Annotated in this window: 10 protein-coding genes; 7 read left to right on the plus strand and 3 right to left on the minus strand. The window is 64.9% G+C overall.

Annotated elements, in window-relative coordinates:
- The 3 genes from AC0L2O_RS13290 to AC0L2O_RS13300 form a co-directional block, all read right to left on the minus strand.
- On the minus strand, window positions 1-714 hold the full coding sequence (locus AC0L2O_RS13290) for an ABC transporter ATP-binding protein (RefSeq protein ID WP_369719447.1): 714 nt from the start codon (window positions 712-714) through the stop codon (window positions 1-3).
- Window positions 711-1,508, minus strand: coding sequence for an ABC transporter ATP-binding protein (locus AC0L2O_RS13295; RefSeq protein WP_369719446.1), 798 nt, complete (start codon window positions 1,506-1,508; stop codon window positions 711-713). Before AC0L2O_RS13295 ends, AC0L2O_RS13290 begins: the two co-directional genes overlap by 4 nt.
- A gap of 66 nt (window positions 1,509-1,574) precedes the next feature.
- A complete protein-coding gene (locus tag AC0L2O_RS13300; protein WP_473370033.1) occupies window positions 1,575-2,441 on the minus strand; it encodes an IclR family transcriptional regulator in 867 nt (288 codons plus the stop codon).
- Window positions 2,442-2,564: 123 nt separating this feature from the next.
- Between AC0L2O_RS13300 and AC0L2O_RS13305 the strand changes: the two genes are divergently transcribed.
- From AC0L2O_RS13305 to glpK, 7 genes are all read left to right on the plus strand, one after another.
- Window positions 2,565-4,661 (plus strand): 3-hydroxyacyl-CoA dehydrogenase NAD-binding domain-containing protein, encoded by a 2,097-nt coding sequence (locus tag AC0L2O_RS13305; protein ID WP_473370034.1) that lies wholly within the window; start codon window positions 2,565-2,567, stop codon window positions 4,659-4,661.
- A 121-nt stretch (window positions 4,662-4,782) separates the two neighbouring features.
- Window positions 4,783-6,438, plus strand: coding sequence for a dicarboxylate--CoA ligase PimA (pimA, locus tag AC0L2O_RS13310; RefSeq protein WP_473370035.1), 1,656 nt, complete (start codon window positions 4,783-4,785; stop codon window positions 6,436-6,438).
- 24 nt (window positions 6,439-6,462) lie between these two features.
- The gene (pimC, locus tag AC0L2O_RS13315) at window positions 6,463-7,653 is read left to right on the plus strand and encodes a pimeloyl-CoA dehydrogenase large subunit (RefSeq protein WP_473370036.1); all 1,191 of its coding nucleotides are present in this window, start codon (window positions 6,463-6,465) and stop codon (window positions 7,651-7,653) included.
- A 142-nt stretch (window positions 7,654-7,795) separates the two neighbouring features.
- Window positions 7,796-8,938, plus strand: coding sequence for a pimeloyl-CoA dehydrogenase small subunit (pimD, locus tag AC0L2O_RS13320; RefSeq protein ID WP_473370037.1), 1,143 nt, complete (start codon window positions 7,796-7,798; stop codon window positions 8,936-8,938).
- 154 nt (window positions 8,939-9,092) lie between these two features.
- Window positions 9,093-9,866, plus strand: coding sequence for an SDR family NAD(P)-dependent oxidoreductase (locus tag AC0L2O_RS13325; RefSeq protein ID WP_473370038.1), 774 nt, complete (start codon window positions 9,093-9,095; stop codon window positions 9,864-9,866).
- 79 nt (window positions 9,867-9,945) lie between these two features.
- Window positions 9,946-10,338, plus strand: a complete 393-nt coding sequence (locus tag AC0L2O_RS13330) for an endonuclease domain-containing protein (protein ID WP_473370039.1) — start codon at window positions 9,946-9,948, stop codon at window positions 10,336-10,338.
- A 348-nt stretch (window positions 10,339-10,686) separates the two neighbouring features.
- Window positions 10,687-12,192: a glycerol kinase GlpK gene (glpK, locus tag AC0L2O_RS13335; RefSeq protein ID WP_473370040.1), complete on the plus strand. Its 1,506-nt coding sequence runs from the start codon at window positions 10,687-10,689 to the stop codon at window positions 12,190-12,192.
- The last annotated feature ends 130 nt before the right edge of the window (window positions 12,193-12,322 follow it).

Genomic DNA, 12,322 nt, shown 5'->3' on the forward strand with positions numbered 1-12,322 from the left:
TCAGTAACCCAGATAGGATTTGCGGATTTCTTCGTTGTTCGCGATGTCCTTGGCATTGCCCGACATCACGATGCGGCCGGTCTCGATCACATAGGCCTGGTCGGCGAGCTCGAGCGCAAGCTGGGCGTTCTGCTCGACCACCAGAATCGACACCTTGTCCTCGCGATTGATCTTGCCGAGGATGCCGAACAGGTCGCGCACCACGAGTGGCGCCAGCCCGAAGGACGGCTCGTCGAGCAGCATCAGCCGGGGCCGCAGCATCAGCGCACGCGCGACCGCGAGCATCTGCTGTTCGCCGCCGGAGAGGGTGCCGGCCTGCTGGGTGTGCCGCTGCTTCAGGACCGGGAAATGCGCATACATGCGCTCGATGTCGGAGATGATGCCGGCATTGTCCTTGCGGGTGATGGCGCCGAGCTGGAGGTTTTCCTCCACCGTCATGGTGGTGAAGGTGCCGCGGCCCTGCGGCACATGCGCGATGCCGAACCGCACGATGCTTTCGGTGGAGCGGTTGTTCAGCGGTTTGCCGTCGAACTCGATTCCGCCGGTGGAGCGCACCATGTTGCAGATCGCGCGCAGCGTCGTGGTCTTGCCGGCGCCGTTGGCACCGAGCAGCGTGGTCAGCGAGCCTTCGCTGAGCGAGAAGGAGAGGCCATGGAGCGCCTGGACCTGGCCGTAATAGGCGCGCAGGTCCTTGACGTTGAGCAGCGTCGTCATTGGTCCTTGCTCCCGAGATAGGCCTTGATGACGTCGGGATCCACCTGCACCTGGGCGGGTGTGCCTTCCGCGAGCTTCTTGCCGAAATTTAGCGCGACGACGTGGTCGGCGATCGACATCACGAGGCCCATGTGGTGCTCGACCAGCAGCACGGTCATGTGACGGTCGTCGCGGATGCGGCGGATGAGGTCGCCGAGCACATGGACTTCCTCGTGGTTGAGGCCGCCCGCGGGCTCGTCGAGCAACAGGATCTTCGGGTCCGCCGCGAGCGCGCGCGCCAATTCGACGCGCTTCTGCGTGCCGAAGGGCAGGCCGGACACGACGCTATGGGCGACGTCCTCCAGGTCGAGATAGGCGAGGATCTCGTGCACCTTCTTGTTGACGCTGCTCTCGCTGCGGCGAATCCAGGCAAGGCGCAGCGAGTCGCTGATGATGTCGCTGGAGGTGCGGGCGTGGGTGCCGACGCGGACATTGTCCATGACCGAGAGGTTCGGAAACAGCGCCACGTTCTGGAAGGTCCGGCCAATGCCGATCTCGGCGATCCGGTGCGCAGGCCGCGTCAGGATGCTCGCGCCCTCCATCAGGATATCGCCGGACGACGGCTGGTACAGCCGGGAGAGGCAGTTGAACAGCGTGGTCTTGCCGGCGCCGTTGGGCCCGATCAATCCGAGGATCTGGCCCTTGTGCATGTCGAACGACACGCCGTTGAGCGCGACAATGCCGCCGAACACGACGCTGACGTCGCGAACCGCGAGCAGAGGCGATGTCCCCTGCGCGAGCTGTGCCTGCGTCATCTCGTCTCGCCCACGTTGTTCAGTGGGCGGAGGAGCGATGTGAACCGCTCCCGGCAATGACGAAGGCTATCTGATCCCCTCGGCCACACGCGCAACTTTTCCTCCTGACTTCAGCTTCTTGCTGTCTTGTTTTTTTGAATGCGGCATCAGACCCCCCAGTGCCGCTTCGATGTTCCTTACCATCGCAAGCAGACGCGGTCCAATGTCGTTGATCAAACGCTCTTCCGTGAAGCGGAATGCAGGCGCGCCGCAATTGAATGCGTAAGGCCCGGTTCCGTCGTTGAGCTTGAGCGCGACGCCGGCCGCGCCAATGTCGTCGTGCCAGTCGCCGACGGACATCGCAAAGCCGTACTTCGCGACGGTTTCGCCGGATCGTTCCAACCCGTCGCGCATCTTGGGCCAGCGGCTGCCGTAATGTTCGCGCAGGACACGCGACAATTCGGCGCGGTCGTCTTCGCTCAGCGCCCAGAAATAGGCGCGGCCCATCGCGCTGGTTGCAATCGGCACGCGGGAGCCGACGTCAAGTTGAACGCCGACGGTCTCGCTGCCGCGGCTCTGCCCGAAATAGATCATGCTGTGACGATCGCGGCCGCCGACGGCGACCGCTCCGCCCGTGGCGCGCATCACTTCCTCGCGAAACGGCTCGGACAAATGCCGAACACCGAGATTGGCGAGCGCCGCGTAACCGAGCGACATTGCAGCGGGCGTCAGCTGGTACTTCTCGAAGCGAGGAACCGGCGCCAGATAGCCGAGCTTGGTTAACGTATAGGTCAGCCGCGATACCGTCGGCTTGGGCAGATTCGTCCGCGACGCGATCTCCTGATTGCCGAGAAGGCCGTCATTGGGTTCGAATGCGCGCAATACGTCCAGCCCGCGGGAAAGCGCGACCACGAAATTCCGGTCGGTCGCAGTCTTCTTTCCTGTACGCTTCATCCCTGATCTGCTCTTGCGCGGAGTCGTTGACAAGCCACGTGCTTCAAAATAACCCTGCCGTCAAGATGCGGAATTAAATTCCGCACTGCGAGATTGAACAAAAATTACCCCAGGAGGGACACCGTGAGCGAAGTGGTCAAGCTTGAGCGTCATGACGAAATCGGGATCGTCACGGTCGACAGCCCTCCGGTCAACGCGCTGAGCGCCGCAGTGCGCGGCGGTATTCTGACGTGCATCAAGGCCGCGATCGCCGACCCCGCGATCAAGGGCATCGTGCTGACCTGCGCCGGCCGCACCTTTATCGCCGGTGCCGACATCACCGAATTCGGCAAGCCGCCGAAGCCGCCCGGCCTCAACGAAGTGCTGGCCGAGATGGAGAATTCGCCGAAGCCGATCGTGGCCGCGATCCACGGCACCGCCCTCGGTGGCGGCCTCGAGGTCGCGCTGGCCTGTCATTTCCGCGTGGCGGTCAAAGAGGCCAAGCTCGGCCTGCCCGAGGTCAAGCTCGGCCTGCTGCCGGGCGCCGGCGGCACCCAGCGCCTGCCGCGCGCGGTTGGGCCCGAGCTTGCCGTCAAGATGATCGTGGGCGGTGACCCGATCGGCGCGGCCGAGGCGCTGAAGCACGGCCTGATCGAGGAGATCGTCGAAGGCCCGGCCTCCGGCGGCGAAGCCTTCGTCCGCAAGCTGCTGGCCGAGAAGCGTCCGCTGCGCCGTCTGCGCGACGACGATTCCAAGATCGCGGCGGCGAAGGCCGACCGCTCGATCTTCACCAATGCGGTCGCCGCGATGACCAAGAAGTCGCGCGGCCTGGAAGCGCCGTTCGCGGCGGCCGACGCCGTCGGCTACGCCATCGACCTGCCGTTCGACGAGGGCCTGAAGAAGGAGCGCGAGGGCTTCCTCAAGCTCGTCGCCAGCGACCAGTCCAAGGCGCAGCGCTATGCCTTCTTCGCCGAGCGAGAGGCCAGCAAGATCGCGGGCGTGCCCGAGGGCACCAGGTCGCGGCCGGTGAACCGCGTCGCCATCCTCGGCGCCGGCACCATGGGCGGCGGCATCGCGATGTCGTTTGCCAATGCCGGCGTTCCCGTCACTTTGATCGAGACCGGCGAGGAGCAGCTCAAGCGCGGCATGGGCATCATGCAGAAGAACTGGGAAGCGACCGCCGCGCGCGGCGGCATCCCGGCGGATGCGCCCGCCAAGCGCATGGCGCTGATCAACGGCGTCGTCGGCATCGAGAATGTCGGCGATGCTGACCTGGTGATCGAAGCCGTGTTCGAGACCATGGCGGTCAAGAAGGAAGTGTTCGGCAAGCTCGACCAATACGTCAAGCCGGGCGCGGTGCTGGCCTCCAACACCTCCTACCTCAACATCGACGAGATCGCGAAATCGACCAAGCGTCCGCAGGACGTGCTCGGCATGCACTTCTTCTCGCCGGCCAACGTCATGAAGCTGTGCGAGATCGTGCGCGCCGACAAGACCGCGCCGGATGCGCTGGTCACCGCGGTGAGCATCGCGCGCAAGATCGCGAAGGTGCCGGCGGTGGTCGGCGTCTGCGACGGTTTTGTCGGCAACCGCATGCTGGCCCAGCGCGGCAAGCAGTCGGAAAAGCTGCTGTTCGAAGGCGCGCTGCCGCAGCAGGTCGATGCCGTCGTGACCAAATTCGGCATGCCGATGGGGCCGTTCGCGATGGGCGATCTCGCCGGCCTCGACATCGGCTGGCGCTCGCGCAAGGACCGCGGCATCAAGTCGGAGATCGCGGACGCGCTGTGCGAAGCCGGCCGCTTCGGCCAGAAGACCGGCAAGGGCTACTACAAGTATGAAGCCGGCTCGCGCTCGGCGATGCCCGATCCCGAGGTCGAGAAGCTGATCGACGAGACCTTGCTGCGTCTCGGCCGCAAGAAGCGAATCGTCAGCGACGACGAGATCCTCGAGCGCATGATGTATCCGATGATCAACGAGGGCGCGAAGATCCTGGAAGAGGGCATCGCGGCGCGCCCGTCCGACATCGACGTGGTCTGGCTCTATGGCTACGGCTGGCCGATCTACCGCGGCGGCCCGATGTTCTGGGCCGACACCGTCGGCCTCAAGCACATCGCCGATCGTCTCTCCTTCTATGCCAAGGAGACCAACGACCCCAGCCTCGAGCCCGCGCCGCTGCTGAAGAAGCTCGCAGCCGAAGGCAAGACGTTCGCCTCGCTGGCCGCGGCATCGAAGGCGGCGTGATGGGCTGCAGCCCCCACCACGTCATTCCGGGGCGATGCGCAGCATCGAACCCGGAATCTCGAGATTCCGGGTTCGCCCTCTGGGCGCCCCGGAATGACCGTCTGTGCGGCAAAACCAGCAAATGACCCATCCCGGCGAACAGTTTTATCCCGAGGGCGTGCGTTGGGACGACGCGATCGTCCAGGGCACGCTTCCCGACCTGCTGTCGAAAGCCGCCGCCGATTACGGTGCGCGCATCGCGCTCGAGTTTCGCGATCGGCCGATCAGCTACACCGAACTCGCCGCGATGGCGGAGCGCGCCGCGGCCGCCTTCCTGCGCGCCGGCTGCGATAAGAACAGTTCGGTCGCGCTGTTCCTCGGCAACACGCCCGATCATCCCGTCAACTTCTTCGGCGCGCTCAAGGCAGGCGCCCGCGTCGCGCATCTGTCGCCGCTCGACGGCGAGATCGCGCTGACGCACAAGGTCTCCGATTCCGGCTCGCGCGTGCTGGTCACCTCGAATCTCGCGGCCCTGCTGCCGACCGCGCTGAAATTGCTGGAGAAGGGGCTGGTCGATCGCCTGATCGTCTGCGAGGACGACAATTGGGGCAAGGTCGGCACACCGCAGGCTGTGATCCCCGGCGATCCCCGCATCGTCACCTTCAAGGCCTTTGTCGAGGGCGCCACCGCGCCGGCAGAGTGGCCGCAAGTCGCGGCCGACGATGTCGCGCTGCTGCAATATACCGGCGGCACCACCGGCCTGCCCAAGGGCGCGATGCTCACGCACGGCAATCTCACCTCGGCGGTGTCGATCTACGATATCTGGGGCAAGCCGTCCCGAGCCGCACGTGGCGATGTCGTCGAGCGCGTGATCGGCGTGCTGCCGCTGTTTCACATCTATGCGCTGACCGTCGTGCTGCTGTCCTCGCTCCGCCGCGGCTATCTGATCTCGCTGCATCAGCGCTTCGATGTCGAAGCCGTGATGCGCGACATCGAGGTCAAGCGCGCGACCTATTTCCCGGGCGTGCCGACGATGTGGATCGCGATCGCAGCGCTCCCCGATCTCGACAAGCGCGACTTCTCCTCGCTGGCCACCATCGGCTCCGGCGGCGCGCCCCTGCCGGTTGAAGTCGCGAGCTTCTTCGAACGCAAGGTCGGCAAGAAGCTCAAGAGCGGCTGGGGCATGACGGAGACCTGCTCGCCCGGCACCGGCCATCCGCCGGTTGGCCCCGACAAGCCCGGCTCGATCGGCCTGATGCTGCCCGGCATCGAGCTCGACGTCGTCGCCCTGGACGATCCGACCCGCGTATTGCCGCCTGGCGAAGTCGGCGAGATCCGCATCAAGGGCCCGAACGTCACGAAGGGTTACTGGAACAGGCCCGAGGGATCCGCGGAGGCCTTCGTCGACGGCCGCTTCGTCACCGGCGACATCGGCTATGTCGACACTGACGGCTATTTCTTCCTGGTCGACCGCAAGAAGGACATGATCATCTCCGGCGGCTTCAACGTCTATCCGCAGATGATCGAGCAGGCGATCTACACCCTTCCCGGCGTGCACGAGGTGATCGTGCTCGGCATTCCTGATTCGTATCGCGGCGAAGCCGCGAAAGCCTTCATCAAGCTCAGGCCCGGCGCAAAGCCGTTCTCGCTCGAGGAGCTGCGCGCGCAGCTCGCCGGCAAGCTCGGCAAGCACGAATTGCCGGCCGAAGTCGCGTTCGTCGACGACCTGCCGCGCACACCGGTCGGCAAGCTGTCGCGCCACGAATTGCGCCAGCAGCAGAAACACGACACAAAATAGGACTATCGCTCACAGGAGGATCCGATGGATCTCGCATTCACGAAAGAAGAGCAGGCGTTTCGCGAGGAGGTGCGGGAGTTCTTCCGCGGAAACGTGCCGCCCGATACGCGGCGCAAGCTGGTCGAGGGCCGTCATCTCTCCAAGGGCGAGATGGTGACGTGGTGGCGCATCCTCAACAAGAAGGGCTGGGGCGTCAGCCACTGGCCGAAGCAATATGGCGGCACCGGCTGGACCAGCGTGCAGCACTACATCTTCAACGAGGAGCTGCAGTCCTATCCTGCGCCGCAGCCGCTCGCCTTCGGCGTCAGCATGGTCGGCCCCGTCATCTACACCTTCGGCAACGAGGAGCAGAAGAAGCAGTATCTGCCGCGCATCGCCAATGTCGACGACTGGTGGTGCCAGGGGTTCTCCGAGCCCGGCTCGGGCTCCGACCTCGCTTCGCTCAAGACCAAGGCCGAGCGCAGGGGCGACAAGTGGATCATCAACGGCCAGAAGACCTGGACCACGCTGGCGCAACACGCCGACATGATCTTCTGCCTCTGCCGCACCGACGCGAGCGCCAAGAAGCAGATGGGCATCTCCTTCATCGTCTTCAGCATGAAGTCGAAGGGTGTCACCGTGCGTCCGATCCAGACCATCGACGGTGGCGTCGAGGTCAACGAAGTGTTCTTCGACGACGTTGAGGTGCCGATCGAGAATTTGATCGGCGAGGAGAACAAGGGCTGGGATTACGCCAAATTCCTGCTCGGCAATGAGCGCACCGGCATCGCGCGGGTCGGCGTCTCCAAGGAGCGGCTGCGCCGCATCCGCGATCTCGCCTCCAAGGTCGAATCCGCTGGCAAGCCGATCATCCAGGACGTCGCGTTCCGCGACAAACTCGCGGCCTGCGAGATCGAGCTGAAGGCGCTCGAGCTGACGCAATTGCGCGTCGTCGCCGACGAAGGCAAGCACGGCAAGGGCAAGCCCAATCCGGCCTCCTCGGTGCTGAAGATCAAGGGCTCAGAGATCCAGCAGACCACGACCGAGCTCCTGATGGAAGTGATCGGTCCGTTCGCCGCGCCCTACGACGTGCACGGCGACGACGGCTCCAACGAAGCCATGGACTGGACCGCCCAGATCGCGCCGAGCTATTTCAACAACCGCAAGGTCTCGATCTACGGCGGCTCCAACGAGATCCAGCGCAACATCATCGCCAAGGCGGTGCTGGGGCTCTAGGCGTCATTCCGGGGCGCGCGCAGCGCGAGCCCGGAATCCATCAGACCGCACATTCAACGGCGAGATGGATTCCGGGTCTGTCCCTTCGGGCCATCCCGGAATGACGAAACCAAACAATTCCAGGTACCAGGAAAGCTAGAACATGGATTTTGATTTGACCGAGGAGCAACGGCTTCTCAAGGACAGCATCGACGGCCTGCTGACCGATTCCTATGATTTCGAGAGCCGCAAGAAGTACATGAAGGAGAAGGGCGGCTGGAGCAAAGCCGTCTGGGGCAAGCTCGCCGAGCAGGGCCTGCTCGGGCTTCCCTTCAGCGAAGCCGAAGGCGGCTTCGGCGGCGGCGGTGTCGAGACCATGATCGTGATGGAAGCGCTCGGCAAGGCGCTGGTGCTCGAGCCTTATCTCCCGACCGTGGTGATCGGCGGCGGCTTCCTCCGCCACGCTGCAACCGATGCGCAGAAAGCCGCGCACGTGCCCGGCATTGTCGACGGCAGCAAGACGTTCGCCTTTGCCCAGCTCGAGAAGAACTCGCGCTACGATCTGTTCGACGTCGCCACGACCGCCAAGAAGAAGGGCGACGGCTGGATCATCGACGGCGAAAAATTTGTCGTGCTCAACGGCGAGAACGCCGACACGCTGATCGTCACCGCGCGCACCAGGGGCGATCGCCGCGACACCACCGGCATCGGCGTATTCCTGGTGCCTGCGAATGCCAGGGGCATCGCCAAGAAGTCCTATCCGACCCAGGACGGGCTGCACGCCGCCGACATCACCTTCACCGGCGTCGAGGTCGGCGCGGATGCGGTGCTCGGCAATCCGGACGACTCGCTCGCGCTGATCGAGCGCGTGGTGGACGAAGCCCGCATCGCGCTCTGCGCCGAGGCGGTCGGCCTGATGGACGAGTCACTCAAGACCACGGTCGAGTACATCAAGACGCGCAAGCAATTCGGCGTCGCGATCGGCTCGTTCCAGTCGCTGCAGCACCGCGCCTCCGACATGTTCGTCGCCGCCGAGCAGGCGAGGTCGATGTCGATGTTCGCGACCATGGCCGGCGATTTCGCGGACGCGCGAGAGCGTTCCAACGCGATCGCCGCGGCCAAGGTGCAGATCGGCAAGTCGGCCAAGTTCGTCGGCCAGCAGTCGATCCAGCTCCACGGCGGCATCGGCATGACCATGGAGGCGAAGATCGGCCATTACTTCAAGCGCCTCACCATGATCGAGAACACCTTCGGCGACACCGACTACCACCAGCGCCGCGTCGCGGATGGCGGCGGGTTGATCTGAGCGCCGTACGCGGGTCTCGGGCCGCACCAAGATCGCCATGCCCGGGCTTGTCCCGGGCATCCACGTCTTGGCAGCAGGAAGAACGTGGATGGCCGGGACAAGCCCGGCCATGACGGAGTCGTGAGCAGCGAATCAAGAAGGGAGCCCCACATCCATGAAAAACACCCCGTTCGATCTCACCGGTAAAGTCGCCATCGTCACCGGATCCAGCCGCGGCATCGGCCGCTCCTCCGCCGAGCTGCTGGCCAAGCTCGGCGCCAAGGTCGTGGTGTCATCGCGCAAGGCCGACGCCTGCAAGGAGGTCGCCGACGGGATCATTGCGGCCGGCGGCGATGCCGTCGTCATTCCCTGCAACATCGCGCGCAAGGCCGAGGTCGAGGCGCTGATCGCGGGCGCCACGAAGCATTACGGTAAGGTCGACATCCTCGTCTGCAACGCCGCGGTGAACCCGTATTACGGCCCGCTGCTCGACATCACCGATGAGGCCTTCGACAAGATCATGGGCTCGAACGTCAAGAGCAACATCTGGCTCTCGGCGCTGGCGATCCCGCAGATGGCGGAGCGCGGCGGCGGCTCCGTCGTCATCATCTCCTCGATCGGCGGCCTGCGCGGCTCGACCGTGATCGGCGCCTACGGCATCTCGAAAGCCGCGGACTTCGCATTGTGCCGCTCGCTGGCCGGCGAATGGGGCCCGAAGGGCGTCCGCGTCAACTGCATTGCGCCCGGCCTCGTCAAGACCGATTTCGCCCGCGCGCTGTGGGAAGACGAAGCCAACCTCAAGCGCCGTACCGCCACCACGCCGCTCCGCCGCATCGGCGAACCCGACGAAATCGCCGGCGCCGTCGCCTACCTCGCCTCCGACGCCTCCAGCTTCATGACCGGCCAGACCATCGTCATCGACGGCGGCGTCACCACGGCGGCGGTGTAATTGTAGCTCTACTTGCAATTGCAATGTTGTCGCGCTTCTCTTACGCTCCCCTGGATCGGGGTGGGGTGAAGCCACGGCAATGGTCTCGACATCGATCCGACGCGCCGCCGCGAAGAAGCTGAGAGCGAATACGACGCCGCACGAGCGGATTCTGTGGCGTGCTCTCAAGGAATTCCCGATCGAGGGCTCGCACTTCCGTCGGCAAGCACCGATCGGTCCCTACATTGTCGACTTCTTCTGTCCGGCGAAGCGGCTCATTCTGGAGATCGACGGCGGACATCACAACGAAAACGACACTGCCGAACGAGATCGTGCGCGGCAGAACTGGCTCGAGAGCGAGGGCTATCGCGTCATCCGGTTCTGGAATTCGGAGATTACGGCCGATCTGAATGCCGTGCTCGAGCGCATCTACATCGAGCTCTACGGATCGCGCGAAGCAGAAACGGTACCCCTGAAACATCGTCGAACGTAGTGTTTCAAGCGCCGCTTCTCTTACCCTCCCCTGGAGGGGGAGGGTCGACCGCGCGAAGCGCGGGCGGGGTGGGGTGAAGCCGCAAAGGCGGTATCGCCTGCGTCGACGAGACGGCTGCTGCTCAGAACTCGGAAGCACCAAGTTCGCGGATAGTCTGTCACCCCGCCCCGTCTCACATTTCGCTTCGCTCAATGCGAGCCGACCCTCCCCCTCCAGGGGAGGGTAAGCGCCTCGCGGCTTGACCTTCCTCTGCCAATCCCCTTTTCTTGGCGCGACACAACCATCCCTCACGGGACAACGCCAAGAAAACGACCCGCAAACCCCAGGAAAACGCCAAGGGTGCTTCCAATGTCTTTCGTTCTTGCCATCGACCAGGGCACCACCTCCTCGCGCGCGATTGTTTTTCGCAGCGACATTTCCATCGCGGCACGCGCGCAGGCCGAGTTTCCACAGCATTTTCCGGCTTCGGGCTGGGTCGAGCACGAGCCGGAGGACATCTGGACCTCGACCATCAACGTCTGCCGCGAAGCGATCGCGAACGCCGGCATCGGCGCAAAGGACATCGCCGCGATCGGCATCACCAACCAGCGCGAGACCACCGTGGTGTGGGACCGTGCCACCGGCCAGGCCGTGCACCGCGCCATCGTCTGGCAGGACCGCCGCACCGCCGACATCTGCGCCAAGCTGAAAGCCGACGGCCGTGAGCCCATCATCTCGCAGAAGACCGGCCTGATCATCGATCCTTATTTCTCCGGCACCAAGGTCGCATGGATCCTCGACCAGGTCCCGGGCGCGCGGGCGCGCGCGGCGCGCGGCGAGCTGATGTTCGGCACCGTCGATTGCTATTTGCTGTGGCGCCTCACCGGCGGCAAGGTGCACGCCACCGACGCCACCAACGCCTCGCGCACGCTGCTGTTCAACATCCACACCGGTCAGTGGGACGACGAGCTGCTGGAGATCATCGGCGTGCCCCGCTCGATGCTGCCCGAGGTGAAGGACTCTTCCGCCCATTTCGGCGAAAGCACGCCTGACCTGTTCGGCGGCGCCATCGCGATATCAGGCATTGCCGGCGACCAGCAGGCCGCGACCATCGGACAAGCCTGCTTCCGCCCGGGCATGATGAAGTCGACCTACGGCACCGGCTGCTTCGCGCTGCTCAACACCGGCACCACGCCGGTCGCCTCGAAAAACAAGCTGCTCACCACCATCGCCTACCAGCTCGGCGGCAAACGCACCTACGCGCTCGAAGGCTCGATCTTCGTCGCCGGCAGCGCGGTGCAATGGTTGCGCGATGGCCTCGGCATCATCAAGCATGCGGCCGAGACCGGGCCGCTTGCTGATCAGTCGGACTCCATGCAGAGCGTCTACCTCGTCCCGGCGTTCGTCGGCATGGGCGCGCCCTACTGGAATCCGCGCGTGCGCGGCGCGCTGTTCGGCCTCACCCGCAACACCGGCCCCGCCGAGCTCGCCCACGCCGCGCTGGAGAGCGTCTGCTACCAGACCTTCGATCTCTGGGCCGCGATGCGCGCCGACTGGCCGAGCTCGGAAACCGCAAGCGTCGTGTTGCGCGTCGACGGCGGCATGACCGCGTCCGACTGGACCATGCAGCGCCTCGCCGATCTGCTGGACGCCCCGGTCGATCGCCCCGTGATCCAGGAGACCACCGCGTTAGGGGCGGCGTATCTCGCCGGCCTCCAGGCCGGCGTCTATCCCGAGCCGACCAAATTCGCCGACAATTGGCGGCTGGAGCATCGCTTCAAGCCGAACATGAGCCAGGCGACACGGGAGCGCAAGCTTGCGGGGTGGGCGAGGGCGGTGAAGGGCGTGCTGGCGAGCGACGAGGGGGAGGGGTAGCGGAATCTCGTAGCCCGGATGGAGCGCAGCGCAATCCGGGACTTCTTTAGCCGCCGACTGAAGTCGCGACCGCTGAGGCCATCACGCTGACGCCGCGGTGAGCGTTGCTGAGCAAGGACGCGGTCGCAAA

It is taken from the genome of Bradyrhizobium sp. Kon10, assembly GCF_055807395.1.

Excerpts from the sequence above, each read along its gene's own strand:
- AC0L2O_RS13290 (WP_369719447.1), bottom strand. The coding sequence starts at position 714 with ATGACGACGCTGCTCAACGTCAAGGACCTGCGCGCCTATTACGGCCAG.
- AC0L2O_RS13295 (WP_369719446.1), bottom strand. The coding sequence starts at position 1,508 with ATGACGCAGGCACAGCTCGCGCAGGGGACATCGCCTCTGCTCGCGGTT.
- AC0L2O_RS13300 (WP_473370033.1), bottom strand. The coding sequence starts at position 2,441 with ATGAAGCGTACAGGAAAGAAGACTGCGACCGACCGGAATTTCGTGGTC.
- pimA (WP_473370035.1), top strand. The coding sequence starts at position 4,783 with ATGACCCATCCCGGCGAACAGTTTTATCCCGAGGGCGTGCGTTGGGAC.
- pimC (WP_473370036.1), top strand. The coding sequence starts at position 6,463 with ATGGATCTCGCATTCACGAAAGAAGAGCAGGCGTTTCGCGAGGAGGTG.
- pimD (WP_473370037.1), top strand. The coding sequence starts at position 7,796 with ATGGATTTTGATTTGACCGAGGAGCAACGGCTTCTCAAGGACAGCATC.
- AC0L2O_RS13325 (WP_473370038.1), top strand. The coding sequence starts at position 9,093 with ATGAAAAACACCCCGTTCGATCTCACCGGTAAAGTCGCCATCGTCACC.
- AC0L2O_RS13330 (WP_473370039.1), top strand. The coding sequence starts at position 9,946 with ATGGTCTCGACATCGATCCGACGCGCCGCCGCGAAGAAGCTGAGAGCG.
- glpK (WP_473370040.1), top strand. The coding sequence starts at position 10,687 with ATGTCTTTCGTTCTTGCCATCGACCAGGGCACCACCTCCTCGCGCGCG.